22 protein-coding genes are annotated in these 26,086 nt (G+C 72.4%); 7 read left to right on the top strand and 15 right to left on the bottom strand.

Features of this window, described 5'->3' with window-relative positions:
* Positions 1-21: 21 nt before the first annotated feature.
* Both QWI33_RS18155 and QWI33_RS18150 read right to left on the bottom strand, forming a co-directional pair.
* On the bottom strand, positions 22-1,185 hold the full coding sequence (locus QWI33_RS18155) for a damage-control phosphatase ARMT1 family protein (RefSeq protein ID WP_289958559.1): 1,164 nt from the start codon (positions 1,183-1,185) through the stop codon (positions 22-24).
* Positions 1,178-1,768 (bottom strand): TetR/AcrR family transcriptional regulator, encoded by a 591-nt coding sequence (locus QWI33_RS18150; RefSeq protein WP_289958558.1) that lies wholly within the window; start codon positions 1,766-1,768, stop codon positions 1,178-1,180. Before QWI33_RS18150 ends, QWI33_RS18155 begins: the two co-directional genes overlap by 8 nt.
* A 96-nt stretch (positions 1,769-1,864) precedes the next feature.
* On the opposite strand from QWI33_RS18150, the gene QWI33_RS18145 reads away from it, so the two are divergent.
* Positions 1,865-3,037, top strand: a complete 1,173-nt coding sequence (locus QWI33_RS18145; RefSeq protein ID WP_289958557.1) for an FAD-dependent oxidoreductase — start codon at positions 1,865-1,867, stop codon at positions 3,035-3,037.
* Here QWI33_RS18145 and QWI33_RS18140 read toward each other — a convergent pair.
* Complete coding sequence (locus tag QWI33_RS18140; protein ID WP_289958556.1) at positions 3,029-3,577, bottom strand: TetR/AcrR family transcriptional regulator; 549 nt, start codon at positions 3,575-3,577, stop codon at positions 3,029-3,031. The genes QWI33_RS18145 and QWI33_RS18140 overlap by 9 nt on opposite strands.
* Positions 3,578-3,670: 93 nt before the next feature.
* Here QWI33_RS18140 and QWI33_RS18135 point away from each other — a divergent pair, with 93 nt between their 5' ends.
* Positions 3,671-5,038 (top strand): carotenoid oxygenase family protein, encoded by a 1,368-nt coding sequence (locus tag QWI33_RS18135; protein ID WP_289958555.1) that lies wholly within the window; start codon positions 3,671-3,673, stop codon positions 5,036-5,038.
* Between the two features lie 6 nt (positions 5,039-5,044).
* Here QWI33_RS18135 and QWI33_RS18130 read toward each other — a convergent pair whose 3' ends face one another.
* Positions 5,045-5,704, bottom strand: coding sequence for a TetR/AcrR family transcriptional regulator (locus QWI33_RS18130; protein ID WP_289958554.1), 660 nt, complete (start codon positions 5,702-5,704; stop codon positions 5,045-5,047).
* Positions 5,705-5,785: 81 nt separating this feature from the next.
* Here QWI33_RS18130 and QWI33_RS18125 point away from each other — a divergent pair, with 81 nt between their 5' ends.
* Both QWI33_RS18125 and QWI33_RS18120 read left to right on the top strand, forming a co-directional pair.
* A complete protein-coding gene (locus QWI33_RS18125; protein ID WP_289958553.1) occupies positions 5,786-6,724 on the top strand; it encodes an alpha/beta fold hydrolase in 939 nt (312 codons plus the stop codon).
* Between the two features lie 71 nt (positions 6,725-6,795).
* The gene (locus QWI33_RS18120) at positions 6,796-7,110 is read left to right on the top strand and encodes a DUF6355 family natural product biosynthesis protein (protein WP_289958552.1); all 315 of its coding nucleotides are present in this window, start codon (positions 6,796-6,798) and stop codon (positions 7,108-7,110) included.
* Between the two features lie 43 nt (positions 7,111-7,153).
* Here QWI33_RS18120 and QWI33_RS18115 read toward each other — a convergent pair whose 3' ends face one another.
* The 5 genes from QWI33_RS18115 to QWI33_RS18095 all read right to left on the bottom strand — a co-directional run bounded on the left by QWI33_RS18115 (position 7,154) and on the right by QWI33_RS18095 (position 14,698).
* Positions 7,154-8,224, bottom strand: coding sequence for a LacI family DNA-binding transcriptional regulator (locus QWI33_RS18115; protein ID WP_289958551.1), 1,071 nt, complete (start codon positions 8,222-8,224; stop codon positions 7,154-7,156).
* 130 nt (positions 8,225-8,354) lie between these two features.
* Positions 8,355-9,155, bottom strand: coding sequence for an SDR family NAD(P)-dependent oxidoreductase (locus QWI33_RS18110; RefSeq protein WP_289958550.1), 801 nt, complete (start codon positions 9,153-9,155; stop codon positions 8,355-8,357).
* Between the two features lie 106 nt (positions 9,156-9,261).
* Positions 9,262-10,554 (bottom strand): ABC transporter substrate-binding protein, encoded by a 1,293-nt coding sequence (locus QWI33_RS18105; RefSeq protein WP_289958549.1) that lies wholly within the window; start codon positions 10,552-10,554, stop codon positions 9,262-9,264.
* A gap of 152 nt (positions 10,555-10,706) precedes the next feature.
* The gene (locus tag QWI33_RS18100) at positions 10,707-12,395 is read right to left on the bottom strand and encodes a DUF2264 domain-containing protein (protein WP_289958548.1); all 1,689 of its coding nucleotides are present in this window, start codon (positions 12,393-12,395) and stop codon (positions 10,707-10,709) included.
* A 68-nt stretch (positions 12,396-12,463) separates the two neighbouring features.
* Entirely contained in the window at positions 12,464-14,698 is a 2,235-nt protein-coding gene (locus QWI33_RS18095; protein WP_289958547.1) for a rhamnogalacturonan lyase family protein, read from the bottom strand.
* Between the two features lie 186 nt (positions 14,699-14,884).
* On the opposite strand from QWI33_RS18095, the gene QWI33_RS18090 reads away from it, so the two are divergent.
* Positions 14,885-17,653 carry an exo-rhamnogalacturonan lyase family protein gene (locus QWI33_RS18090; protein WP_289958546.1) on the top strand — a complete coding sequence of 923 codons (2,769 nt, stop codon included), beginning with the start codon at positions 14,885-14,887 and terminating at the stop codon, positions 17,651-17,653.
* Positions 17,654-17,910: 257 nt separating this feature from the next.
* Here the strand turns inward: QWI33_RS18090 and QWI33_RS18085 are convergent, their stop codons facing one another.
* The 3 genes from QWI33_RS18085 to QWI33_RS18075 form a co-directional block, all read right to left on the bottom strand.
* A complete protein-coding gene (locus tag QWI33_RS18085; RefSeq protein WP_289958545.1) occupies positions 17,911-18,501 on the bottom strand; it encodes a DUF2017 domain-containing protein in 591 nt (196 codons plus the stop codon).
* Entirely contained in the window at positions 18,501-18,797 is a 297-nt protein-coding gene (gene clpS, locus QWI33_RS18080) for an ATP-dependent Clp protease adapter ClpS (protein WP_353895512.1), read from the bottom strand. The genes QWI33_RS18085 and clpS overlap by 1 nt, the downstream gene beginning before the upstream one ends.
* A 116-nt stretch (positions 18,798-18,913) precedes the next feature.
* A complete protein-coding gene (locus QWI33_RS18075) occupies positions 18,914-19,657 on the bottom strand; it encodes an SDR family oxidoreductase (RefSeq protein WP_289958543.1) in 744 nt (247 codons plus the stop codon).
* A 134-nt stretch (positions 19,658-19,791) separates the two neighbouring features.
* On the opposite strand from QWI33_RS18075, the gene QWI33_RS18070 reads away from it, so the two are divergent.
* Positions 19,792-20,619, top strand: a complete 828-nt coding sequence (locus tag QWI33_RS18070; RefSeq protein WP_289958542.1) for an MmyB family transcriptional regulator — start codon at positions 19,792-19,794, stop codon at positions 20,617-20,619.
* Positions 20,619-21,428: an aminoglycoside 3-N-acetyltransferase gene (gene aac(3), locus QWI33_RS18065; protein WP_289958541.1), complete on the top strand. Its 810-nt coding sequence runs from the start codon at positions 20,619-20,621 to the stop codon at positions 21,426-21,428. The genes QWI33_RS18070 and aac(3) overlap by 1 nt, the downstream gene beginning before the upstream one ends.
* Position 21,429: 1 nt before the next feature.
* On the opposite strand, the gene QWI33_RS18060 is transcribed toward aac(3), so the two are convergent.
* From QWI33_RS18060 to QWI33_RS18050, 3 genes are all read right to left on the bottom strand, one after another.
* Entirely contained in the window at positions 21,430-21,618 is a 189-nt protein-coding gene (locus QWI33_RS18060) for a hypothetical protein (protein WP_289958540.1), read from the bottom strand.
* 296 nt (positions 21,619-21,914) lie between these two features.
* A complete protein-coding gene (locus QWI33_RS18055) occupies positions 21,915-23,729 on the bottom strand; it encodes a YcaO-like family protein (RefSeq protein ID WP_289958539.1) in 1,815 nt (604 codons plus the stop codon).
* Complete coding sequence (locus QWI33_RS18050) at positions 23,722-25,950, bottom strand: YcaO-like family protein (protein ID WP_289958538.1); 2,229 nt, start codon at positions 25,948-25,950, stop codon at positions 23,722-23,724. Before QWI33_RS18050 ends, QWI33_RS18055 begins: the two co-directional genes overlap by 8 nt.
* Positions 25,951-26,086 lie beyond the last annotated feature (136 nt).

Below are 26,086 nucleotides of genomic sequence, written 5' to 3'. Positions count from 1 at the left end.
CCTCGGATCAGTGCGGCTGCATCAGTGCAGCACTTGAATCATGGCGTGCGTGCCGCTGATCCGCCAGTCCGGGGAAGCGTTGTCCAACTCGGTGAGACGGGCCGGGGGGATGCCGACCGCGAGGTCCGATTTGGCGGTGCGCAGGGCGGCCACGTCGCCCGGGAAGTAGGCGACGACGTCGCCGAAGGGCGTGGTCGGGTCCCATGCGCGGTCGCCGACGAGGCGGCGGTAGTTCAAGTCGCCCTTGAGGATCACGAGCCTCGCGGCCCGGTAGTCGGCGGCGAGATCGGGCGGCAGGTGCCGGTAGGTGGAGGGCAGCGCGTAGAAGCCGTGGGTGCGCACGCGCAGCGACTCGTCGCGGATCGATTCGCGCAGCCGCTGGGCGAGGGCCTGCACGGGCTTGTTCGGGTCGGCGTCGAGCGCGTCGAGGGTGGCGAGCAGGTCGTTGCCGGTGGCGTCCGAGACGAAGTAGGGGTGCGGTTTGAGGTGGAGCTCGACGGTTCCCGTCTCCAGGAGCGCGTCGACGAGGGCGAGGTCGGCGGTGAGTTCGCGGCCCGCGTTGTCGGCCACCACGATCACCGGTCCGCTCCCGGGCCCGTCGACGAGGTCCCAGACGGCGGCGCCGTCGTCGACGACGATGCCGCTGCGGCCCGCGATGTCGGTGGTGGTGCGGAAGCCGAGGTCGGCCTGGTTGCCCCAGAGGCTCGCGTAGAGCAGGGCCCGGCGGCGCTCGGCGTGGTCACGTTCGCCGAGTGCGGCGTAGGCGTCGAGGTCGGCCCGGAGTTCGGGGCCGGCGAGCTGCGCGTGCTTCTGCGGGGCGAAGAGGTCGACACCGCACCAGGGGCTCTCGGCGTCGAAGTACTCGGTCGCGTCGAGGAGGCGGCGGTAGAAGTACGACTCGGCCCACAGGTACGGCAGGCCGCTCCAGGGCCGGCCGGCGCACGCGGCGATCTCGGCGGCCCAGAACGCCTGGTTCGGACCGGGCGGGACCTCGGGCGGGACGGTGCCGTCGAGGGACTCGGCGAGCAGGGCTTCGAGCCGGGCGCGGAGGCGCGGCGGGTACGGGTGGTCGGCGATGAGGTTCGCGATGAGCACCGGGTGGCGCTCGTGGAAGCAGGAGCGGCTGAACGAGCCGGGCCGGTCGATGCCGATGCGCGGGGGCAGGTTCGGGCGCAGGTCAGCCATTGCCACTCCGTTCGTTCGCGGTGGTGCCGACCAGCGCGGTGATCGCGGGCCGGAGTCGTTCGGGGTCGTCGCCGGTGAGGACCAGGTGGTGGAGGGTGCCGGTGAGGGCCAGTGCGACCGCTTCGGGGTCAGTGCGCGTGGCGAGGCGGCCGAGGCCGCGTTCGGCTTCGAGGTACGCGGCGGCGGCCTGCTCGATCGCGTCGAGGGCGGTGGCGTCGCCGAGGACGTCGCGGACGCGTCGGGCGAGGTCGGGCCGGAGGATCTGGAGGCGGGCGAGCGCGGCGAGGGCGTCGCGGGGGACGGCCAGGAGGGCGTCGCCGAGGTTGGCGGCGGGGTCGCCGGTGCCGGCGCGTGCAGTGAGGCGGCCGGCGGCGGCGATGACGACGAAGGAGCGGTCGACGGCGTAGGCGGCGAGGAAGTCGTCGAGGTCGGTGAAGTGGGCGTAGAGGAGTCCGGCGGCGACGCGGGCTTCGGTGGTGACGGCGCGGCCGCTGAGTCTGCCGGGCCCGTCGCGGAGGATCACGCGCTCGGCGGCGGTGAAGAGCTGCTGCCGCAGCTCGGGGATGGCGACTCCTCTTGGCACGGGCCCAGTGTAGCGGGCGGCGCGGGGGCGCCCGGCACGAGTTTGAACAATCGTTCATACTTGTGATGAACACATGTTCAAACTAAGGAGGCGGCTATGGCGGAGCACGGGAAGCGCACGGCGATCGTGGTCGGGGCGGGTATTGCGGGGCTGGCAGCGGCGCTGCGGCTGCATCGGGCGGGCTGGCGCGCGGTCGTGGTCGAGCGCGCGCCCGCGCGGCGCAGCAGCGGGTACATGCTCAACCTGATCGGCGGCGAGTATGACGCGGTCGAGCGGCTGGGCCTGCTGCCCGCGTTGGCGAAGCGCGACCTCGGGGCGTTCACGTCGATCCTCGTGCGGGCCGATGGCAGCGCCAAGTTCACGGTGCCGCAGGCGATCGTGGAGGCCGCGCAGGGCGCGCGGGCGATGTCGGTGTTCCGGGGCGACCTGGAGACGGTCTTGTTCGAGGCGGTCGAGGAAACGGCCGAGTTCCGGTTCGGCACGACGGTCACCGCGATCGCGCAGGACGCGGGCGGGGTCGTCGCGACCCTCAGCGACGGCTCCCAGGAGCGCGCGGACCTGCTCATCGGGGCCGACGGCCTGCATTCGGGCGTGCGGCGGCTCGTGTTCGGCGAGGAGTCGCGGCTGCGGGTCGACCTGGACCACATGGTCGGCGCCTTCCCGCTGCACCGGGTCCCGGCGGACCTCGCAGAGGGCAGCGGCACCACGTTCATCGGCCCGCACCGCACCGCGGCCGTGATCAACCTCGGCCCCGGCCGGTCCTCGGCGTTCTTCACCTACCGCAGCGCCGACACCGAAGCGGACCTCGCGCGCGGGCCGGCCGCCGCACTCGGCGAGGCCTTCGGGGACCTCGGCGGCGGCGTGCCCGACGCCCTGGCCCAGCTCGAGGAGGACTCCGGCGCCTACTTCGACTCGGTGAGCCAGATCCGCATGGACTCGTGGAGCGACGGCCGGGTCGTGCTGCTCGGCGACGCCGCCTGGTGCGTGACGCTGTTCGCCGGTTACGGTGCGGGCCTTGCGATCGCGGGCGCCGATGCGCTCGGCGAGGCCCTGGAACGGCACGGCGCGGACGTCACTGCGGCGCTCGCGGAGTGGGAGGCGCGGCTGCGCCCGGAGGCCGAGAAGCGCCAGGCCTTGGCGCGCAGGGGGATCGCCCGGTTCGCACCGCCCACGCGGTTCCACGTCTGGTTGAGCGACATGATGATGCGCTCCATCACCCTGCCCGGCGTCCGGCAGCTGGTGGAGCGGTCGATCAGGAACTCACGCTGAACCCGAGATCGCCCGCAGGCCGTCCACGACCTCCGCGGCGCTGGGGGCGCGATCGGGGTCGATGAGGTGCTGGGTCATCACGCCCATGATGAGGGCGAAGTGGAGGGAGCCGGCGGCGCGGCCGGCGGCTCCCGCGCCCGGGGTGAGGTGGCGTCCGAGTCCGTCGCGGGCGCGCTCGTGGGTGTCGGCGAGGCGCGACCGGAGCTCCGGGTCGTGCAGGGTCTGCACGAGGATCTCGAGGTTGGCCCGCCACAGGCCCGGGTCGGTGCGGAACGAGGCGATCATGCCCTCCCAGAACGCGAGCAGCCGCGCGCCGGCGTCCCCCGCGCCGGGGTCGACCGCCATCATGCGCTCGGCCAGCTCCCCGGACATCTCGACCATGGCCTGCAGCAGCAGCTTGTCCTTGGTGCCGTAGTGGTATCCGATGGACCCCAGGTTGGTGTGCGAGGCCTCGACGATGTCGCGGGCCGTGGTCCGGCTGTAGCCGCGCTCGACGAGGCAGCGCTTCGCGCCTTCGAGCAGGTCCTCTCGGTGTCCCATGCGGCGATCCTAGCGGGCGTCCCGGATTTATACATCCGTATGATACGTTCGTATAAATCGACGCGTCCCCGCGTCGGACCAGAGAGGACCCCCATGCGCTTCGAGCGATACACCCGCGGCAACTTCGCGCCCGTCACCGAGGAGGTCACGGCCTACGACCTCCCGGTGAGCGGCGCGATCCCCGCCGACCTCAACGGCCGCTACCTCCGCATCGGCCCCAACCCCCTCGGCATCGAGGACGCCTCGGCCCACATCTGGACCCTCGGCGAGGGCATGGTCCACGGCGTGCGACTGCGCGACGGCCGCGCCGAGTGGTACCGCAACCGCTGGATCCGCTCGGCCTCGGTCGCGGACAGGCTCGGCGAGCCGCGCCGCGGCCGCACCGCCGAGGACGGGTTCGACATGCGGTTCGACTTCGCCCCGAACGTCCAAGTCGCCGGGCACGGTGGTCGCGTCTACGCCCTCATCGAGGGCGGCATCGCGCCCTACGAGCTCACCCCCGAACTGGAGACCGTCGGCCCCTGCGACCTCGGCGCGACCCCCGAGGGCTTCACGGCCAACGCCCACACGAAGTTCGACCACCGCACCGGCGAGATGCACTCCCTCGCGTTCCGGTACGGGACCGACTTCCTCCAGCACATCGTCTTCTCCCCCGGCGGCACCGCCGAGCGGGTGACGAACATCCCCGCGCCCACGCTCCCGTACATGCACGACTTCGGCCTGACCGAGCACTACGTGCTGATCTACACCTCGCCGGTCGTGTTCGACCCGCGGCGCCTGGCGACCGGAGTGCCCTTCGGGTGGAACCCAGAACTGCCCGCACAGGTCGGCGTCATGGCCCGCGCGGGCGGTGCCGTGCAATGGATCGACCTGCCGCCGGGCATGGTCGGCCACACGCTCAACGCCTACGAGGAGGCCGGGTCCATCGTGGTCGACGTGGCCTGGCACGCCGGCAGGTTCGACCTCGCCGATATCGGCGCCGGACGCCCCGTGCTCGAACGCTGGACCCTCGACCTGGCCGCGGGCAAGGCCCGGACCGAGCTCCTGCACGACCGGCCCCAGGACTTCCCGCGGCTCAACGGCCAGTACTCCGGCCGACCCCACCGGTACGGGTACACCGCGTCGACCGAGCTCTACGCCGCGCCGAGCGCGATCGACGCCGACCGCCCGGACGAGGGGTTCTCCAACGCGGTCCTCAAGCACGACCTCGTCTCCGGGACGACCGAGGCGCACGAGTTCGGCCGCGACGCCGCCGCGGGCGAGACCGTGTTCGTGCCCTCCGCCACGGCCGCGGCCGAGGACGACGGCTACAACCTGCTCTACGTCCACGATCCCGAGCGCGGCGCGGCGGACCTGGTGATCCTCGCCGCGCAGGACTTCACCGGCGAACCGCTCGCCCGGGTCCACCTGCCCGCGCGCGTCCCCCTGGGCCTGCACGGGAACTGGATCCCCGAGGCGTGAGGCCCGTCAGCCGAGCAGGCCGGACAGGAGCGCCGCCAGCGCGGTGACGCGGCGGTCCCGCGGGTCGGGGTCCGCTGTGGAGAGTTCGTCGAAGAGGGCGGAGATGCGCGGGCGCTCGCCGCCGGCGGCCACGTGGCCGAGGTACGCGACGGCCCGCCGGGACTGGTCGGCGGCGGCGAACTCGTTGCGCGCGAAGGTGGCCACGAGGGCGTTGAGGAGGGCGAAGACCTCGAGTTTCGACGCGGCGTCCCCGGGGTGGTCGGCGAGGACGCCGAGCACGTGGTCGAGCACCGCGACCCCGCCGGGGCCGAGGGCCGGGCGGGTGACCGCCAGTTCCGGGAGCCAGGGGTGGCGCACCATCACCTCGTGCAGCCCCTCGGCGACGGCTACGAGGTCGGCGACCGGATCGCCGGTGGGCGGCGCGAGGCGGCATTCGGCGGCGGTCGCGTCGATCATCAGGTCGAGCAGGTCGTCCCGGCTCGCGACGTAGCGGTAGAGCGATGCCGCGCCGGTGCCGAGTTCGACCGCGACACTGCGCATGGACACCGCGTCCAGTCCGCCCCGGTCGGCGACGCCGATCGCGGCGGCCGTGATCTCGGCGCGGTCGTGCGCGGCGGGGCGGCCGGTGGCGGCGCGCTCGGGTCGCAGCCAGATCACGTCGGTCATGTCACTCCTCCGGGTGTTTGCGAACAGTGTACTCGAAGGCTACAGTTCGAGAACAGCGTTCGCTAACTCCGAGGAGGAGCCATGAGCCAGTCCCCCACCGGCTACGCCCGCAACGGCACGGTCGACCTCGCCTACGAGGACCACGGCGGCGCGGGCGGCGAGCCGCTGCTGCTCGTCATGGGCTCGGCGGTGAGCCGCTTCTGGTGGCCGCAGGGCCTCATCGCGGCCCTCATCGAGCGCGGGTTCCACGTGGCGTCCTTCGACAACCGCGACGCCGGGCAGTCCACGCACTTCCCCGAGGCGGCGGCATCCCCCGTGGCGGCGCTCTTCCGCAAGCGCGCCCCCGCCTACACCGGCGAGGACGTCGCCGACGACGCCGCGGCCGTCATGGACGCCCTCGGGTGGGACTCGGCCCACCTCTTCGGGCACTCCAACGGCGGCCTGCGGGCGCAGCGCCTCGCCTTGCGCCACCCGGACCGGGTGCGCAGCCTCGTCTCCTCGGCGGCGGTCTCCAGTGACGCCGGGAGCCTCAAGCTGCTGCGGTACATCCGATTCGGCTTCGTCGCGAAGATGGCGAGGCTGCAGTTCCCCGAGACCCGGGAAGGCGACATCGCCCTCGCGATGGCCGTCTCGCGGGCGCTCGCCTCGCCGGGCCACCCGTTCGACGAGGCGGAGGCGATGGCGCGCATCGAGCGGGACGAGGTGAGCTCCCTCCAGGACCCGAAGTCCATGGGCCGGCAGCTCGGCGCGCACTGGAGCGGCGGCGGCCTCGCGCAGCTGCGGCTCCCGGTCACGGTGATGCACGGCGGCGCCGACCAGCTCCTGCGCACCTCGGCCGCCCGCGACCTCGCGAACGGCATCCGCGGTGCACGGCTCGTCATCGTTCCCGGGGTCGGCCACGACATCCCGCCCGCCTTGTGGGGGTTCTATGCGGACGAGATCCGGGCGACCGCGGCGCGCGCGGTCCGCACCGGCCCGGCGGGCTTGCGCGGTAGCACCAGCGCGCCCGACATGACCTGAGCCTTTTGTCCAAATTGTACGGTGTTAGCCTGCTCGCGATATTTGTCATCGACGTGAAGGAGCAAGCTCTCATGCGGATCGCCAAGACCGCGACCTCTGTCATCGCCGCCGGGATGCTGGCGGGTGCGGGCGTCATGGCCCTCGCCGCTCCGGCGCACGCCGCTCCGTGCGGCTGGCAGGGCGACGGCACCCAGGACTACAACCACTGCGGCGACACCAATGTCATGCTGACCGTGGAGCACGTCTTCGGCGACGACGACCACTTCTGCGCGCGGCCCGGCATGAACAACATCAACGCCGGCAACTCGCCTTACAACACTTGGCGAACGGTCTACGCGTACTACGACGGCGGTCCCGCCAACTGCTTCTACGGCTGGTACCGGTAAGCCCGGTCCGGGTGCCGCGTCCAGGACGCGGCGCCCGGGTGGCTCAGGCCGCGACGAGCGGGCGGACCGAGCCGCGGAGCACCAGGTGGGTACCGAGGACCGTGTGCGGGGGCGGGCCGCCCTGGCGGGCGTGCTCGAGCGCGAGGCGCACCGCGGTCCGGCCCAGTTCCTCGTGGGGCTGGTAGACGGTGGTCAGGTCGATGTCCGCGGCCGGGGGCAGGTCGTCGAAGCCGACCATCGAGAGGTCCTCGGGCACGCGCAGCCCGTGCTCGAGGAGGGCCTGGCGCGCGCCCGCCGCGATCTGGTCGTTGCCCGCGAACACCGCCGTGTAGTCGGGCGGTCCGGCGGCCAGGCGCTCCTTCATCATCCGGTAGCCCTCGAAGCGCTCGAAGGTGCCGTCGACCTCCAGGCCCGGGTCGTGTTCGGCGCCGTAGGCCGCCAGGGCCTTGCGGTAGCCCTCGATGCGGGCGTCGGCCGTGGTGTAGCCGGCGCGGCGGCCCAGGTACAGGATGCGCTTGTGGCCGTTGGAGAGCAGATGGCTCGTGGCCGCGAACGCGCCGCCGGTGTTGTCGTACTCCACGACCACGGCGGGCACGTCCGGGCCGAGCGGGGGCCGGCCGCAGAGCACCAGGCGGGAGCCGATGGCCGCGAGCGCGTGCGCGTACCGGCTCATGCGGGCGCGGTACTCGGCGTCGGCGTTCACGTTGCCGACGAGGATCACGGCCTCGGGGTGCTGCTCGCGCATGAACTGGACCATCGCGAGCTCCCGTTCGGCGTCGCCGCCGGTGGTGCCGATCTGGCACAGGCGGCTGTCCTCGGCCGCCTGGGTCTGGACCCCTTGGGCCACATGGGCGTAGTGCGGGGAGATCACCGAGTTCACGATGATGGCGATGCTCTTGCGAGTGGTCCCCTGGAGGGCGCGGGCGTGGTGGTTGGCGACGTAGTCGAGCTCTTCGACGGCTCGCATGACCTTGCTCCGGGTGGCGGGCGCGGCCGGGTAGGTGCCCGAGAGGATGCGCGAGACGGTGGCGACCGAGACGCCGGCCCGCTCGGCCACCTCGCGGATAGTGGTGTGGCGCGTCCCGTCGCCCGAAGCACTCGCTTTGCGCGCCAAAGTATTCACCTCGGTTAAACAGTTTCAAGAACGGTTACGGAAACAATGATTCCCGGTCGGTGCCGGTGTGTCAAGTTTCGAGGCCCTGCGGGGCCGTGCCGGCCGGGATCGCCGGGCGAGCCCTGCCGCGCTACCGCTGCCCGCCGGGGGCCGCTGCGCGCACGGCCCTCGAGCCTTTGCCGCCGCCGGCGTGGATGCGCAGGATCAAACGCATCGGGAGCAGGCGGCTGAGGGCCGTGATGACCTTGCTGTGCCAGCCGGGAATGCTGAGCGCCTTGCCTTTGCGCCAGTCCCGCAGCGCCGCCTTGACCAGGGTGTCCGCGTCCAGCCACAGGAAGGCGGGGACCATCGACATGTTCATGCCGGCGCTGTCGTGGAACTCGGTGCGGGTGAAGCCCGGGCACAGCACGGTGACGCGGACGCCGTGCGGCTTCGCCTTGGTGTGGGCGGACTGGCTGAAGTTGATGACCCAGGCCTTCGAGGCCGAGTAGGTGGAGCTGGGGAAGAACCCGAGGACCGAGCCGGTGTTGACGATACCGCCGCTGCCGCGTTCGATCATGGCGGGCAGGGCGGCGATCGTGAGGCGCAGAACGGCCTCCACGTGCACCCGCGACATCGCGATCTCGGCCGCCGCCGAGGTCTCCAGGAACTCCGTGGGGTGGCCGAATCCGGCGTTGTTCACCAGCAGGTCGAGACCGGCCCGGCAGCGCTCCTCGACCCGGATGAGGTCCGCCTCGTCGGCGAGGTCCGCCGTGACGGTCTCGGTGTCGGCGCCGAGCGAGGCCGCGAACGCCTGCAGCCCTTCGCGGTCGCGGTCCACGAGGATGAGGCGGTACCCCTCGGCCGCGAGCGCTCTGGCGAAGGCCGCGCCGATGCCGGCCGCCCCACCGGTGATGAGCGCGGTCGGCCGGGGTGCTCGCTCGCCATGCATCGGGCGAGTCTATCGAGGCGGCGATGCGCCACCCGCGCAGCGGGATTGGTGGAAACAGGGTGGGGGGCGGTCCTCCTCAGGCCGCCCCCCACCCGCCGGGGTGGCCCTACTGCTCGCTCTGGAACAGGGTCTCGGCCTCGGTGAAGAACAGGTCGGCGGCTTCGGCCGGGGTCATCTCGCCGTACTGGACCTGGCCGTACACCTCGGTGAACTTGGCCTCGATCGCACCGGCGGCGGCCGGGGGCACCACCGGGGCCTCGATGAGGTACTGCTCGACGGTGGCCTCGTAGTCGAGCACGACCTGCGAGGCCTCGTCGATCTCGACGCTGTCGAGGCCGGTCTTGGTCGAGGGGATGCCGCGGTTCGTGCCGAGGATCGCGGCGGCCTCGGGGTCGGAGAGCATGAAATCGATGAGCTTGGCGCTCTCCTTCGGGAACTCGGAGTTCGCCGCGATCACGAACTGCACGGACGGGCGCAGGTGGAGCCCGAGGTTGGACGGGTCGGCGGAGGGCGGCGGGGCGAGGGCGAGCCTGCCGCCGCTCTCGGCCACGGCCGCCCAGTAGCCGCTCATCGCGGTGTCCCAGCGCAGCTCGGTGGCCATCACGCCGGCGGCGATGCCGGGCGCGGTGGCTTCGGCGACGACGTCCGGCGGGGGCATCGCGCCCGAGGCGACGAGCTCGGTGGTCGAGGACCACCACTCGACGAGCTGCTCCTTCGTGAAGGCCAGGCTCGCCGCGTCGTCGGCGTAGAACGCGGCGCCCTGCTGGCGCAGCCACAGCTCCATGAGCAGGTACGAGCTCGCCCAGTCGGCGCCGCCCCACTTGCCTTCGCCGAGCGCCTCGCTCACCTGCGTGACGAGGTTGCCGTAGTCCTCCCAGGTGTATCCGGCCTCGGGCGGCGTGATGCCGTGCTCCTCGAACCAGTCCGGGCGGTAGATGAGGCCGAACATGTTGCTGCCGACGGGAACGGCGACGAGCTGGTCGTCCAGCTCCGCCGTGTCGAGCACGCCGTCGCGGAAGTCGTCGGTCGCGACCACGCCGTCGAGGGGCAGCAGCATCCCGGTGGCGCCGAACTGGCGCAGGCGCGGGTAGTCCATCTGGAAGACGTCGGGGAGGTCGCGCGAGGCCATCCGGCCGGTCAGGCTCTCCCAGTAGGCCGGGTAGTCGGCGAAGTTGATCTGGACCTTGATGCCCTCGTTCTTGGCCATGAAGAGGTCGACGGCCTGCTTGGTGGCCTCGGCGCGGGCTTCGTCGCCCCACCATTCGAACCCGATCTCGACCGGGTCCTCGGCGGTCCCGGACGGGCCGTCGTCGCCGCAGGCGGCCGTCGCGCCGAGCGCGGCGGCGGCGGTCGCCCCGGCGAGGAGGCTCCGGCGGCGGAGGGGATTGTGGATCGACATTGATGCACTCCTTCTGATGGTGAGGGGAGGGATGGGAAGCGGGCGGGGTCGCATCCAGGTTGTTAAATCGTTTTAACTTTTGATGTGTCACCTTAGAACGCGCTTTCCAACGCTGTCAAGGTGCCAGCGCGGTCAAGGTGCTTCGCGGGGCGTCAGTCCCTGCCCGCGAAGATCCGGGCGCGGAGCACGTGCCGGCCGGGTTCGATCGCGCCGGTGAGCACCGGCAGCATCGTGGCGGGCCAGTACAGGTGGGTGCCGGGCATCGGCGCGATGAGCCCGGCGCAGCGGTTGCCGCCGTCGTCCACGAGCTCGCTGCGAATCCCCTGCGAGACTACGGCGACGCGGTCGTTCGCCACCGCCGCCTGGCCGCCCTGCGGGACGCACCAGCCGCCTTCGCCGGTGTGGAGCCGGCGCGCGGTCGTGATCTCGTGCCTGCGGGAGTGCCAGCCGTCGCACGCGCCCTCGAGGGTCGTCGTGACCGTGACGTCCTCCCAAGGCCGCCAGGTGATCACGACCGTGCCGTCCGGGTGCACCACGCCGTCGTCGGAGTCCTCGCGGCCGCGCCAGTGACGGCCGTCCTCCGAGAACACCAGGGCCCCGTCGGGAACGGCCGCTTCGAGACCGGGCCCGTCGACCGAGTGCGAGAACCCGGCGAGCGAGGAGTACGCGAGGCGGCCGTACGTGTCCTTGCCGCCGCGCATCATCGCCCGCCACGCCTGCCCGTTCAGGCGGGTCACATGGCCGCCGGTGTCGCGCACATGGACGGCGCGCGCAGCCGGGTGCGGCTCGACCACCGGGCCGGGCGATGCGGCCGCCGCGGCCCAGAACGGGTGGTCGGGGCCGGCGAGCAGCCCGGTGAACACCTTCGCGGCCCACCAGGGCGAACCGGCCGTGAGGTACTGCTCGACCAGCGCGTCGTTCGGGTAGCCGTACCCGACGCTGAGGCGCCCGTCCGGTTCGAGGATCGGCTTGTCCCACCACCATTCGAGGTGCCGCCGCGCGAACCCGGCCGCCTCGGCCCACGGCACCGCCTCCACGTCGGCGGCGGCCAGCGCGCCCCAGAGCGAGCCCTGGGCGAAGCGGTACCCGAGACTGCGTCCATAGGGGACGGCGGCGCCGTCGGCGGCGAACCAGGAGCGGAACCTCCGGGCGAACGCGGCGGCGGGCCCGACGAAGCGGTCGTCGCCGCAGATCCGATAGTGGAGCAGGCCGTAGGTGTGGAAGGCGAACGGGTTGTAGTAGTCGACCCGGTTGCCGGGGCCGTCTTCGAAGGCGCCGTCGCCGAGGTGGAACTCCCCCAGCCGCTTCAGGTGGGCTTCGGCGATCGCGGGGTCGCGTGCGACGCCGACGCGGTCGAGGCCGTGCCCGGCGAGGACGGGGAAGAACCGCCAGTTGCTGTCGATGACCTCGGTCTCGTAGGCCTTGGTGAGCCAGGCGGCGATGCGGTCCCTTGCTTTGGGCGGCAGCGGGTCCCAGAGGCGTTCGGGGGCCGTGGCGAGGGCCCAGCCCACGGCGGCGGACTCGACGCAGCGCTGGCTGCGGGGGGCGGGGTCGCCGATGTACCAGTCGTCGCCGGGGTCGAGGGCGCGGGCGAGGGTGGCGTTGAGGGATTCCCAGAGGTCTCGGGGCGCAGCGTCCTTGGCGGGGGCGAGTCCCCAGAGCGGGCGGGTGAGCAGTTCGAACCAGTTCTCCTGGTGGGAATGGTTCGACATGGTCACCGGCATCTCGTCCGGTCCCCTGGCGGCGAGTGCGACGGCGGGCCGGACGAGGGCCGCCGCCGCTTCCTGCCAGCCGGTGAAGGTCGGTTCGAGCGGCCCGAAGGCCCGCAGAGGCGTGGTCACAGAGCTGGTGCTTTCCGTTGCGGTGGGCCGCCGCCGCCCGCTCGTGGCGGACGGCGGCGGCGGGTCGGTCAGTAGGTGATGTCGGGCCGGGGCGGCGTGCTCATGCCCGCGCCCAGGAAGTAGTCGACGTGGTGGGACTGCATGTAGCCCTTGACGGTCATGTCGTTCCGGTAGCCGGGGTTGTGCGCCAGGGTGTACAGCCGGATGTCGCTCGGCCGGTCGGTGGTGAAGATGATCAGCTGGTTGTACGAGCTGTTGGGGAGCACGACCTCCTCGCGCCAGTCGCCGAAGACGTCGGCGAGGAGCGTGGGTTGGCTGCGCGGCCCGAGGACCCCGCCGTAGCCCGTGGTCTGCTCCAGCCGCGGCGCGCTGTTGGTCGGGGTCGGGTTGCTCGGGTCCCACTTCTCGATCTTGCCGCTGTTGAACAGCTCCATGGTGATGTCGCCGTCCCACCACAGGCCCATCTGCGGGTAGGGCCGCAGACTGGTGTCGGGCTCGGTCAGCCGGTTGGTCGGGGCGTTGTAGAGGCCGTCGAAGGACCAGACCTCCATGCCGGGGTGCCGCGGGTCGATGTCGCCGGCCATGCCGCGGCCGACGTCGGCGGTGCCGCTGAGGGTGTGCTTCCAGATCATCCGGCCGGTCGCGGCGTCGTAGTAGTACTCGCGCAGGCCGCTGGGGTTGTCCTGCTGGACGCCGTAGCCTTCCAGGCCGGGGCGGCTCGGGTCCATGTCGGCGATGTGGAACCGGTCGCCGTGGATGATGCCCTGGGAGCCCAGCGAGTACTTGAGGGTGCCGTCGCCGTTGAGGACGAACCCGATCTCGGCGAACTCGTCGGTGCCGTTCCCGTCGACGTCGATGCAGCGGCTGTTGTGCCCGTCGGGATGGTTGCCGTTGCCGCGCAGCCATTTCCACTGCATGTCGACGTTGGTGCCGTCGAAGTCCCAGGCGGTGATCATGAGGTTGAACCCGCCGTTGCCGATCCGGTTCTTCATGAAGGCGACCAGGCTCGCCTTTTCACCGTCGAGGTGGCAGGCGGCGAAGCGGGCGTACATCGGGCCGTCGGCGAGGTAGTCCGTGGGCACCTTCGCCGAGTCGCGCAGTGCACCGGTCCGTCCGTCGAGGATGGCGATGAACTGCTCGGTGTTGTTGGCGTGGTTGAACCTGACGCCGTTGCCGAAGGTGACGCCGTTGGCGATCCTGACCGCGACCTCGGATCGGCCGTCGCCGTCGAAGTCGTAGACGGTGACGCCGTCGTTGTGGCCGACGTCGATGGTGGCCGAGCCGCCTTCGATGTTGTTCTGGTCGGTGCTGTTGGGGCCCATGTTGACCTCCCAGAGGAAGGTCCCGTCGTCGGCGTAGGCCTCGATCTTCTGCGGTGAGGTCTGGCGGTCGACCACGTAGTCGTAGTCGCCGTCGCCGTCGAGGTCGCCGACCCAGGTGAAGTTGATCGGGCCGCCGTTGCGCAGCGGGATGCGCACGGCCGGTTCGTCGGCGTGGTTGGCCGTCAGCGTGAATCCCGGGCTCCGCTGCTGCTCGACACCGCCGACGACCGGGGCGACCCGGTACTGGTTGGACTGGGACAGGTTCGCGGCGCGGTCGAGGTAGTTGGTGCCGCCCGTCAGCGGGCTCGCGTTGAGCTTCACCTCGGTGCCGCCGCCCGTCGACCGGTAGACGTTGAAGCCGATGCCGGTCGGGTCGAGGCCGAGCAGACGCCAACTGACCAGGACGTTGCTGCCGTTGCGTACCGCCACGACGCCGCGGTCGAGGTCCTCCATCCGGCGGGAGCCCTCTGCCGGGCCGCCGCCCGTCGAGACGTCGAGGTAGTCGACGTTGACCAGGCCGGAAGCGGTGGTGGCGACGACCCGCACGGTGTTGGCACCCGCGTTCACCGGCACGGTGACCGTGTTGGCGGACCAGGCGTTCCAGGCGCCGGTGTTCGCGAACCCGACCGCGCTCCGCACGGTCGAGCCGTTGACCTGGACGTCGGCGGGGCGGGTGTCGCTCCCGCCGTTGGCGTAGCCGATCTCGATGGTCGCGGTGCCCGCCTGCGGTGCGTTGAACGTGAAGGCGACAGCGGCGCCGAGGGTGTTGGGGGTGTTGCAGAAGCCTGTTCCGGAGTAGCCGGAGTGATTCGTGTCGACCGTGCCGTCGCAGGCGGCCGGCGGTTGCTCCGCCTCGTACCTGCCGTCCTGCGCGTACGAGGGCGCGGCGCTCGCGGTGAAGCCGCCCACCGCGGCCAGCAGGGCCACGGCGGCTCCGGCGACCCAGCGGCGCCATGGCACCTTGTGCGTAAACGTTTCCATGATTGCCTCAATCATGCCTGTTGAACAGAGCGCCGATGCGGGCGGGCGGGATCGAATCTACGAGCTGGCCCGCTTCGGTCGGCTGATCCGCAGCCGGTTGACTAGGCATCGACGCATGGCTATATTAAACCATCCCGATGTTAAAACGGTTTAATCCTCGATGCCGAATTCCCTTCTGGAGGCACCATGACCGACCCCTCACCGGCCGCCGCACCGCGCGCGCTCACCGAGCAACCGCACGGTTTCAGCCGCCGCGGCGTCCTCGCCACCGCCGCAGGCGCCGCAGCCGCCACCGCCCTCTTCGAATCCGCACCCGCCCACGCGCAGACCGACACCGCGGCAGACGCCGGCCCCGACTCCGTCCAGCTGCGCTGGCTCGAAGGCCGGCCGGCCGAGTCCCCCGGCTCGACCTGGGGCGTCCCGTGGGGCCGGGGCCGCTTCCCCGCCGACCAGACGTTCAAGCTCACCGCCGACGACGGCGCCACGGTCCCCGTGCAGACCTGGCCGCTCGCCTACTGGCCCGACGGCTCCCTCAAGTGGACCGCCCACGCCGTCGGCCCGGCCGCGACCGCCGAGACCTTCACGCTCAGCGCCGGAGAGCCCGCCGCCCCCGCGTTCGCCGTCTCGGTCACCGAGACCAGGAACCACATCGACGTCAACACCGGCGTCATCACCGCCCGGATCGGCAAGAGCGGCGGCGACCTCGTCAAGCACATCAAGCGCGGCGGCCGCACCCTCGTCAAGGGCGGGCACCTGGTCAACATCACCCAGGACGAGGCCCCCGACCCCGAGACCGGCTCCGTCAGCCGCGACCGGTACACCAGCGACATCGACGAGGTCACGGTCGAGCAGGACGGCCCCGTGCGCGCCGTCGTCAAGATCACCGGCAACCACCGCAAGAGCCGCGGCAAGACCTGGCTGCCGTTCACCGTGCGCCTGTACTTCTACGCCGGCGGCGAGTCCTTCCGCATGGTGCACACGTTCGTCTACGACTCCGACGGCGACGACGCCTTCATCGCCGGCCTGGGCGTGCGCTTCAAGGTCGCGCTCACCGACGAGCACTACGACCGGCACGTGCGCTTCGTCGGCGAGGGCCACGGCCAGCTCACCGAGGCCGTCAAGGGCATCACCGGACTGCGCCGCGACCCCGGCGCGGCCGTGCGCGCCGCCCAGATCGCAGGACAGAAGCTACCCGATCCCTCCACTTGGGACCAGCGCGTGACGACCCGCCTGCACTGGATCCCGAACTGGGGCGACTACTCGCTCGCCCAGCTCAACAGCGAGGGCTACGCGATCAAGAAGCGCACCAAGGCAGGCCACGGCTGGGTGCCCGTGGACCAGGGACGCCGCGCGTCCGGGTTCGGGTACGTCGGCGGCGTCTCCGGCGGGTTCGGATTCGGCATGAAGGACTTCTGGCAGCGCCACCCCACCGGCCTCGACGTCCGCAACGCGCACACGGACGAGGCCACGGTGACCGTGTGGATGTGGTCCCCCGAGGCGCAGCCGATGGACACGCGCTTCTACCACGACGGACTCGGCCAGGACACCTACCCCGAGCAGCTCGACGCCCTCGAGATCACCTACGAGGACTACGAACCCGGCTTCGGCACCCCCTACGGCGCCGCCCGCACCACCGAACTCCAGTTCTGGGTCACCGAGAGCACGCCCTCGCACGAGCGCCTCGGCGCGATGGCCGACGTCGTGCGCGCCCAACCGCAGGTCATCGCCCCCACCGAGCACATGAGCGCGGCCGGGGCCTTCGGCGGGCTCTTCGGTCCGGTCGACCGGTCGCACCCGGTCAAGGCGGACGTCGAGGACACACTGGACTTCCTGTTCGAGCACTACCGCACCGAGCAGGAGCAGCGGCACTGGTACGGGTTCTGGGACTTCGGCGACTTCATGCACTCCAAGGACCACGACCGGAAGGTCTGGCGCTACGACGTCGGCGGCTACGCCTGGGACAACTCCGAGATCTCCCCCGACCAGTGGTTCTGGATGGCGTACCTGCACACCAACAAGCCCGAGGTGTTCCGCTTCGCCGAGGCCATGACCCGCAAGACCAGCGAGGTCAACTGCTACCACATCGGGGAGTGGGCCGGGCTCGGCACGCGCCACGGCGTGCAGCACTGGGGCGACTCCTCGAAGCAGGTGCGCGTCTCCAACGCCAACTACCGCAGGTACTTCTACTACCTGACCGCCGACGAGCGCACCGGCGACATGCTCCACATGCTCGCGAGCAGCGAGGAGACCGCGCTGGTGCTCGACACGGCCCGCAAGATCCGAGACCCCGCGGTGCCGTGGGTCCCCGACCGGAACGCGATCGACATCGGCTTCGGCACCAGCTGGGCGGCCCTCGCCGCCGCGTGGCTCACCGAATGGGAGCGGCGCGGCCCGGACTGGGAGTTCTGCCGCGACAAGGTGCTCGGCACGATGGAGACCATTGCGGCGCAACCGAACGGCTTCGCGCAGGGCTCGGCCCTGTACGACATGGACACGGGGCGGTACGCGATCGCCGAACGGCCGGTGACCGAGCGCAGCAACCTCAGCAACTCCTTCGGCCGCATCGAGATCTGCGCCGAGCTCATCCAGCAGATCGACATGCCGGCGTTCGAGGCGGACTGGCTCAAGTACTCCCGCTTCTACACCGCCACCCGCGAGGAGCAGGAGGCCGAGTACGGCGGGCGCTTCGGCGACCTGTTCCTGTACTCCTATACGCGCGCGAACGCGTTCGTGTACCAGCGGACCGGGGACGAATCGCAGGCCAGGCTCGCCTGGGACCGGTTCCGGGGCGCCAAGGACGCGCCGGACTACACGCCGCGCGAGACCGAGGCCGTCGAGACGACGCTCAACCCGATCGCCTGGTGGCCCAACGGCGGGACGAACGACATCGCCCAATGGGGACTGGCCGCGATCCAGATCCTCCACCTGGTCGGCGACTTCGCACCCGACGAGTAACCCTTCAATGCGGCTCTGAACTGGGGATTCGATCGCCTGTCGGACCCTTGTGGGAGAGTGGTCCTTTTCGGTTGGTCGGAGGCGGACAGCGGGTGGGTAAGGGGCATCCCCTATGCCCGCCCCGCCCCGCCTCCGCCCAACCGACCACTCCGCAAACGGCCCCCCACGGCCCGCCCCGCGCGCCGCCGTCGCCGTCGCCGTCGCCGTCGCCGTCGCCGTCGCCGACCCTGGTGTCCCCGCCAGCCCGGACCGCTCTCCTACAGGGACCGCATCATCGCTTCGACCAGCGTGTCCTGCAGCGTGGTGAGCCAGCCGTAGGCCAGCACGAGCGGGCTGCGGGGGTCGTCGTCCGGGAGGTCCATCAGCTCGTCGAAGTCCTCGTCCGCGACGATGCCGAGCCGGGACGCGATGACGAGGCGCAGGTCGTTCAGGGCCCCGAGCCACCGGCGGCACTCGTCCGGCGTCAGGCGCAGCGTCTTCCGCCCGCGCCCCTCCGGGGCCAGCGCCTCCAGCGCCCGGATCACGGCCTGCGCGTCGTCGCGCTTGCGGGCCCGCAGGTCGTGCTCGGTGTACCGGCGGAACTCGGCGGCAGCGGCCTGCGCGTCGCCGTCCGGGCCCGGATCGGTGTAGGCGTCAGGGAAGAGGCGGGCCAGCGCGGGGTCCTCGGGGAGTTCGGTGGGGCCCTCGCTGAAGGCCGAGGCGATGAGGTCCTCGGCGGTGGCGCCGGTGCCCTCGCGGGCGTCGATGAGCTCGATCATCTGCTCGGCGTAGGCGCGCAGCAGCCCGGCCTCGATCTCGTTGAAGGACGCGGCGGCACCGCCGCCCTCGGCTTTGAAGTAGCGGCTCATCAGCGGTCCTGCCTGAGCGTGGCCCAGAGGCCGTAGCCGTGCATGGCCTGCACGTCGCGTTCCATCTCCTCGCGGGTGCCGCTGGAGACGACCGCGCGGCCCTTGTTGTGGACGTCGAGCATCAGCTGGTTCGCCTTCGCCTCGGAGAAGCCGAAGTACGACTGGAAGACGTACGCGACGTAGCTCATCAGGTTGACCGGGTCGTTGTGCACGAGCGTGATCCACGGGACGTCGGGTGCGACGGTCGCGGAAGGCGTCGCGGCTCGCTCGGTCTCGAGCGCCGCGGCGCATCGCACGGGCGGGAGCACGGGTGTACTGGCTGGCACGTGCCCATGCTGCCATCCGGGTGCGGGCGGCGGCGCGCGACGGTCGGGTCCGGGGAAGGCGTCACCGCCTTCCCCGGCCGCTGCGGCTAGACCATGCCGCCGTTGGCGCGCACGACCTGGCCGTTCACCCAGTGGCCTGCGGGCGAGGCGAGGAACGCGGCCACTTCGGCGATGTCGCGCGGCTCGCCCAGCCGCTCCAGCGGGTTCGACTTCGCCAATCGGGCGACGAGCTCGTCGCTCTTGCCGTCGAGGAACAGCTCCGTCGCGGTCGGGCCGGGCGCGATCGTGTTCACGTTGATGTTCCGGCCGCGCATCTCGCGTGCCAGCACCATCGTCAAGGCCTCCACCGCGCCCTTGCTCGCGGCGTACGCGCCGTAGGTCGGGAAGTACGTGCCCACCACCGACGTGGAGAACAGCGTGATGGACCCACCTTCGCGGACCCGCCGGGCGGCCTCGCGGGCGACCACGAAGGTGCCGCGGATGTTGGTGCGGTGCAAGGCGTCCATCTGGTCCAAGTCGAGGTCGGCCACCGGCGCGAGGTACATGCGGCCGGCCGAGTTCAGCACCGCGTCCACGCCGCCGAACCGGGTCTCGGCCTCGGCGAACATGCCGGCGACGGCCGTCTCGTCGGCCACGTCCGCGCGGTACGCCAGCGCCTGGGCTCCGGCGGCGACCGCTTCCTTCACTGCTGCGGCGGCCTCGTCGGCGTTCCCGGCGTAGCCGACCACGACCGAGTAGCCCTGCTCGGCGAGGCGGCGGACGACGGCGCGGCCGATGCCGCGCGAGCCGCCGGTGACGATGGCGACGCGGGTGCCGTTGTCGATGGTCATCAGGTGCTCCTTCATTCGAGGTGTGGCACCCATCGTGACCCTGAATGCCGAGGTCAGCCGCGGTTGCGTTGACCCCGGGGTCGCCAACCCCCCTCACGCCCGCCCTCCCGGGCCGCGGCGTGGATGATTGGGGGGTGGACGCTTCTGCACTCGCCGCCTTCCTCCGCTCGCGCCGCGACCGGCTGCGGCCCGCCGATGTCGGGCTGGCCGGCGGGCCGCGCCGCCGCGTGCCGGGCCTGCGCCGCGAGGAGGTCGCGTTCCTCGCGAACGCCTCGATCGACTACTACATCGAGCTGGAGCGCGGGCGCGGTGTGCAGCCTTCGGCGCAGATGCTGCTGGCGCTCGCGCGGGCGCTGCGCCTCACCGGCGACGAGCGTGCGCACCTGTTCCACCTGGCCGGGCACCCGGCGCCGCCGCCCGGGGAGCCGTCGCGCGCGACCGATCCGTCGCTGCTGGCGCTGCTCGGGCGGTTGGACGGGACGCCGGCGCGGATCATGACGGACCTGCTGCAGCCGCTCGCGCAGAACCGGCTCGCGGCCGAGCTGCTGGGCGAGCTGGACCCGGTGGGCGAGCCGGGGTATGCGACCAGCACCGTCTACCGGTGGTTCACCGACCCGTCCGCGCGGACGATCTACCCGGCCGAGGACCATGGGCGCCATGCGCAGTCGTTCGTGGCCGATACGCGGGCCACGGTGGCGAGGCGCGCGCTCGCGGGCGGCGGTGCCGAGGCGGAGAAGATGGTCGCCGACCTGCTCGACCGCAGCGAGGAGTTCGCGCGGGTGTGGTCGGCGTGGAACGTGGCGGTGCGCCGCTTCGACCGCAAGCGCCTGGTCCATCCGGCGATCGGCGTGATCGAGCTCGAATGCCACCACCTGTTCACCGAGGACGGCGGCCAGCGTCTGCTGTGGCTCGCCCCGATCGAGGGCACGGACGCCGCCGAGAAGCTGGCTAGACTCGGCTGATGAGCGAGACTCCCCGGGTGCTGACACGATCGGACCTGGCCGCCGACCTGCGGCGGCTCGGCCTGGCCGAGGGCGATGCCGTGATGGTCCACGCGGCGTTCGGGCGCGTCGGGCCGGTCCTCGGCGGCCCGGATGCGCTGGTCGACGCGATGCTGGACGTCATCGGTCCGCAAGGGACGGTGCTGGGCTACCAGGACTGGGAGTTGAGCGTCGACGTCTGGGACGACGACGGCCGGGTCGTGGAGGGGCTGCGCGAGCACGTGCCGCCCTTCGACCCGGCGACGGCCCGGCCGGCGCGCGACCACGGGGTGCTGGCGTCCGTGATCGGGACGCGTCAGGGTGTGCGCCGCAGCGGTAATCCGGGGGCCTCGGTGGCGGCGGTCGGCGCCCGCGCCGAGGAGTTCACGGCCGACCATCCGCTCGACTACGGGTACGGGGAGGGTTCGCCGTTCGCGCGCCTGGTGGCGGCGGGCGGGCGGGTGCTCATGGTCGGCGCGCCGCTCGACACGATGACGATCCTGCACCACGCCGAGCACCTGGCCGTGCTCCCGGGCAAGCGCCGCATCAGGGTCGAGTACCCGTTCGCGACGCCGGAGGGCACGCGCTGGCGCACGGTCGAGGAGTTCGACACGAGCCGACCGGTCGTGCCCGGGCCTGCGGAGGACTACTTCGGGCAGATCGTGGAGGACCATCTCGCGACGGGCGCGGGTCGGCGGGGCCGCATCGGGGACGCCGACAGTGTGCTCGTCGAGGCAGCGGCCGTGGTGGCGTTCGCCGTCGCCTGGCTCGAATCGCGGTACGGGCGCTGACTCACCGGTCCGGCCTGGTGCGCCAGGCGAGGGCGGCGGCGATGACGAGTGCGGCGAGGAGCGGGAGCGCCAGGGCCGCAGCGATACCGGGGTAGCCGAAGAGCGCGAGTCCGGCGCCGCCGAGGCTCGCGCCTGCGAAGGTGCCGAAGGCCATCGCGGCGGCGTTGACGCTCAGCGCCGCTGAACGCACCGGTCCGCCGCTGCGGATGAAGAGCGCGGTGACGGCTGCGGCGGTGACCGCGTGGCCTGCCGACTGGAGTGCGGTCCCGGCGACGGCTGGGGCGAGCGAGGGCGCGGCGATTCGGCCACACTTCGCCGCTCTGGGTCGGGCGCAGTCATGGCGGCGCTCGCGTTCGGGTCACCGCGTGGTCCGGCTCGCCACGTGACGAGACGTGACGCGCCGACACGGTTCCGGTGGCCGACAATGAACCCGACAGGTGCTCACCGCGACCGGACGGGCGCGGTCGGCCCGAGGCGAAGGTCGCGTCACCAGCCCGGGTACGGGACGGTCTCGGCGGGGGCGGTCCAGCCGAGTGCGGACGCGGCCGTGGCGAGTCGGGCCTGCGGGTCAAGGGGGAACGCGGCCGGTTGGACGCGGGCGAGGCCCGGTGCGACGGCGCGGGCGACGCGGTAGCCGGCTTCGGCGACGCGTTCGGCGGTGGCGTCCACGATGACGACGCGGTGGTCGCGTTCGAGGGCGGAGCGGATCGAGTCCGGTTCCGGCGCTTCGGGTTGCGGGTCGCCGGGGGTCGTGCGTTCCCGCACGAGCGCGGCCACGCGCGGGTCGAGGCCGAGCTGGACGTGGCCCATCGGGTCGATCAGGCCGCGGAACCCGGGCCCGAAGGCGTCCAGGTAGCGGCGTGAGGGGTCGTACGGTGCGAGGCCGGCCACGGCGCCGTTGCCGAGGGCTTCGGCGTTGCGGATCAGGCTGTGGGGCGAGTCGAGGTCGCGTACGGAGGCGTGCTGGATGAGGGCTTCGACGACGGCGAGTTCGGCGGCCCGCTCACCGGAGCGGTCGGCCGCGAAACCGAGCGAGACGAGGTCGCGGTCGGGGTCGTCGACGACCGCGAGCCGGACCGGGATGCCGGCGGTCGAAGGCACTTGCAGGAGCCGGAGTCCGAGTTTGCTTGCACCCCAAGCGGATTGGATCGCGGTCGGTACTGGCGCGGGCGGGAGCCTGGCTTCGCGGCCCGCGTGCCACCAGACAGCGACGGCGTCGTGGGCGGCGACGTGCGCGCAGGCCCGCTCGGCGGCCTCGGCGAGGGTGCGGCCGGCCTTCATGCCGGTGAAGTTGTGCCCGTGGAAGACCTGGGCCGGGGTGAGGCCGGCTTCGAGCCAGCCGACGTGGACCAGACTCAGCGGCACCCAGCAGCGCCCGCCGCGCTCCTCCCCCGCCAGCCACCACAGGGGACTGTCGGAGTGGAACGGCGCGAAGGGGAAGCCGGGCTCGGCGTGGAGGGCCGGGTCGTGCGGTTCCCAGTCGGGGATCGAGACCGCCTGCTCGCCTTCGAGTTCGGCGAGGGAGGCCAGGCGGCGCTCGCCTTGGCCGAAGTACGCGCCGCAGTAGTGCTCGACCCCGGAGAGGACGGCGGCCTCGTCGTCCTCGTCGAACGTGCCGGCAGGGGCGAGGGCGTCGACCTGGAAGCGGGTGTCGACGCTCGCGAGGTACGGCAGTTCGGCGTGGAGGTGCCGGAAGCCCGGCGGGAGCGCGGGGTCGGGCGGCCGGGCGGCGACGCGACGCAGGACGCCCGTGAGCGGGTCGACGGCCGGGGCGGGCCGGAGCGGGTGGGGTTCCCAGGTGCCGGTGCCGGGTTCCCAGCGGGTGAGCGCGCCGGGCGGGGACGGGTCGAGGCGGGCGGCCCCGGTCTTCAACGTCGGTCCGGATGCCGGTGGACGGCACAGGGTTTCGGCGTGGCTCGGGTCGGCGACGGTGGCGCGCAGGCAGGCGGCGGCGGCCGATGCGTCGCCGGGTTCGAGGCGCATCCGGTGCCAGCGCCCGCCGAAGGGCCAGACCGCGGTTCGCGGGGCCGCTATCGCAGGCGGCGAGTCGGGAGCGCCGAGCTCCTGTGCGGCGCGGTTCGCGGTCGCGAGCAGCGCTTCGCAGGAGTCGAGCACCAGGTCGTCGCGGTCGAGTTCCGGCGGGGCGACCGGCGCGGCCGCCGCGAGTTCGGTGATGACGTCGGCGCCGTCCGGGCCCAGCAGGACCTCGGGTGCGGCGCCGACGATCCACCGCGACCCGTCCTCAGCGGCGACGAGCGACTCGCCGCCGAGGCCGTAGACCCAGACCGGCGTCTCAGGCATGGGGAATCGGGAAGTAGTTCAGTGCCGACTCCGCCAGCGGCGCAGTGCGCCAGCCGTTCTGGACGGCCAGGTCCTGGAGGACGCCCTTGCCGAGGAACGGGAACGCGGCGGGCGCGTTGCCCACGGTGCCCGGCACGATGACGCGGACGGCGGCCATGCCGGTGGAGGCGATGTCGGGCGTGGTGAGGTCGACGACGATCACTTCGAGGCCGCGCGCTTCGACGGCGGCGCGGTAGGCGTCCACCGTGCGCTCGGGCAGCGAAGGGGTCGCGGCGAGCAACCGGGTGACGCCGGGCTCCAGCAGGTGCGCCATGCGCTCGATCGAGCGCGGGTCGAGGAAGACCTGCTGCTGGACCATGAGGTCGTCGCAGTCGCGCATGTCCTCGCGGTAGTCGTCGAGGTAGCGGCGGTCGGCCCGCCAGGGCTTGAAAGAGCGGCTGTTGAGCTCGCCGCTGCGCATCGCGGCCCAGTGGGCGCCGCGCGGGTCGGCCAGGTCGCGGGTGCCCTCCTGGAGGGTGAGCGCCTCGGTCCAGGCCTTCGCGACCGCCGCCTCGGGGGTGTGGCGGGAGGCGAAGCCGACGTTGACGAACGCGTCCGCGTCGTTGTGGAGGACCCCGGCGGCGACGGGGACGCCGAACTCGTTGTCGAGCATGATGATCGAGGGCCGCTGGCCGTGCGCGGGGTCGACGCCGTCCCACAGGCGCTCCAGGTCCGCGGTGGACTCGCTGGCGGGCAGCGGGTGGCCGTTGATCCACCACACCATGGTCGCGTGGCGCTCGATGACCTCTTCGAGACCGGAGACGATCGCGTAATCCAGGTTCGGGCCCGCGGCGATCCCCGCGAAGGGGCAGAAGTTGGTGACGGGCGCGGCCGAGTACCCGGCGGTGAACCAGTTGACGTACACCATGCTGGCCGGGACCAGCACCGGTTCATTGCGGGTGAGGGAGCGGCCGGGGACCCAGTGGACGTCGAGGTCGCGGGTCAGCGGCGTGAACGGGAACCCCGCGGTCCGGTACTGCTCGTCGGAGTACAGGACCAGGTCCTCGGGGTCGAGCACGCGCATGGCGCCTTTGTGCAGGTCCGCATAGGACCCGTAGGTGACCGGCAGCGTGTCGAGGAGGTTGCCGCAGTAGCGTTCGACGGCCTCGCCGACGGCGCTCGCGGCGGCCTGCCCGGGGTCGTCGAAGGCCGAGCCCTGGCAGGAGGTGTTGTTGGCCCACCGGCTGATGAGGCGCATGTTGGCCACGTCGGTCTGGGCGGTGGCGAGCGCGGGCGGGACGCTCGGGTGGTGGGCGATGAACCGCGTGCGCTGCACGAGGCCGGTGACGGGGTCGACGAGGTCGGCCGGGTCGTGCGGGAGGGTCGAGCCGATCACGCTGCCCGGCAGCGGCAGCACGGGGTGGGTGCGGGTCTCGCCGTTGGTGCCGATGTGGGCGACGGTGTCGCCGGGCAGGCCGTCGGAGCCGTCGAGGAGTGCGGCGAGGGCGTCGAACGCGCGGCCCATCTCGTGCGGTGCGAGCCCGCAGTCGCCGGTGAGCGAGGGGGTCCGCAGGGCCCGGTGCGCCGCGGGGTCGACGGCGGCGGCGAGCCGCCGGGCGGCGAAGTCCTCGTAGTTCGCGCCTACGCCGGGGGTCACGGCCGGGCCCGCCCAGATCTCGGAGCGGGCCGCTTCGACGGCGACCCAGGGGGTGCGGGCGTCGGCGCAGTGGCGGTCGAAGAGCGCGAGCGTGGCCTCGTCGCCGCCGCGTACGCAGTGGACGAGGAGTTCGCCGGTGCGGAAGGCGCGGTGGATGACCCGCTGCCAGTCGGAGGGGTCGATGCTGCGGGCGGTGCGGCCGCGGGCGCGCAGGGCCTGGAGGAGGGCGTCGACGGCGGCGGGGTCGCCCAGGAGCAGCGGGTCGCCGGGTTCGGCCGCGGACTCCTCGCCCGGTTCCCAGACCGGTTCGGCCGCAGGCGGTGCGAGGAGGCCGGCCGGTTCGGGCGCGGTGAAGGCGCCGCCGGACTCCAGGGCGGCCCGCAGGTCGGCGGCGGACTCGGCCCAGTCGGCGGGCAGCAGCGGCGACGGGTGTCCGGCCAGGGCGTCGACGAGGCGCAGCATCGCGTCGGGCGCGACGTCCACGGTGAACGAGGCGCCCGTGGGGGTCGTGACGAGCGCGCGCTCACCGCTGAGGGCGCGGATCTCGGCTCGCGGGGCGGCGACGGCGGTCGGGTCGGTCGGCATGGACGCTCCTGAGGATGGCGCTAACGTTGGTGTTGGTCGCTCCGCGACCCCTCGCGGGGTCGCGGAGCGCCAGGGAGTGGGGGCGCCCCCCCCACGCCGGGGGGCCCCCGGGGGTTCCGGGGCCCCCCGCGAGCCC

This window comes from Glycomyces tritici (genome assembly GCF_030403505.1).
This window is presented reverse-complemented; position numbering and strand designations above follow the sequence as displayed.

Excerpts from the sequence above, each read along its gene's own strand:
- QWI33_RS18155 (WP_289958559.1), bottom strand. The coding sequence starts at position 1,185 with ATGGCTGACCTGCGCCCGAACCTGCCCCCGCGCATCGGCATCGACCGG.
- QWI33_RS18145 (WP_289958557.1), top strand. The coding sequence starts at position 1,865 with ATGGCGGAGCACGGGAAGCGCACGGCGATCGTGGTCGGGGCGGGTATT.
- QWI33_RS18140 (WP_289958556.1), bottom strand. The coding sequence starts at position 3,577 with ATGGGACACCGAGAGGACCTGCTCGAAGGCGCGAAGCGCTGCCTCGTC.
- QWI33_RS18135 (WP_289958555.1), top strand. The coding sequence starts at position 3,671 with ATGCGCTTCGAGCGATACACCCGCGGCAACTTCGCGCCCGTCACCGAG.
- QWI33_RS18130 (WP_289958554.1), bottom strand. The coding sequence starts at position 5,704 with ATGACCGACGTGATCTGGCTGCGACCCGAGCGCGCCGCCACCGGCCGC.
- QWI33_RS18125 (WP_289958553.1), top strand. The coding sequence starts at position 5,786 with ATGAGCCAGTCCCCCACCGGCTACGCCCGCAACGGCACGGTCGACCTC.
- QWI33_RS18120 (WP_289958552.1), top strand. The coding sequence starts at position 6,796 with ATGCGGATCGCCAAGACCGCGACCTCTGTCATCGCCGCCGGGATGCTG.
- QWI33_RS18110 (WP_289958550.1), bottom strand. The coding sequence starts at position 9,155 with ATGCATGGCGAGCGAGCACCCCGGCCGACCGCGCTCATCACCGGTGGG.
- QWI33_RS18105 (WP_289958549.1), bottom strand. The coding sequence starts at position 10,554 with ATGTCGATCCACAATCCCCTCCGCCGCCGGAGCCTCCTCGCCGGGGCG.
- QWI33_RS18095 (WP_289958547.1), bottom strand. The coding sequence starts at position 14,698 with ATGGAAACGTTTACGCACAAGGTGCCATGGCGCCGCTGGGTCGCCGGA.
- QWI33_RS18090 (WP_289958546.1), top strand. The coding sequence starts at position 14,885 with ATGACCGACCCCTCACCGGCCGCCGCACCGCGCGCGCTCACCGAGCAA.
- QWI33_RS18085 (WP_289958545.1), bottom strand. The coding sequence starts at position 18,501 with ATGAGCCGCTACTTCAAAGCCGAGGGCGGCGGTGCCGCCGCGTCCTTC.
- QWI33_RS18075 (WP_289958543.1), bottom strand. The coding sequence starts at position 19,657 with ATGACCATCGACAACGGCACCCGCGTCGCCATCGTCACCGGCGGCTCG.
- QWI33_RS18055 (WP_289958539.1), bottom strand. The coding sequence starts at position 23,729 with ATGCCTGAGACGCCGGTCTGGGTCTACGGCCTCGGCGGCGAGTCGCTC.
- QWI33_RS18050 (WP_289958538.1), bottom strand. The coding sequence starts at position 25,950 with ATGCCGACCGACCCGACCGCCGTCGCCGCCCCGCGAGCCGAGATCCGC.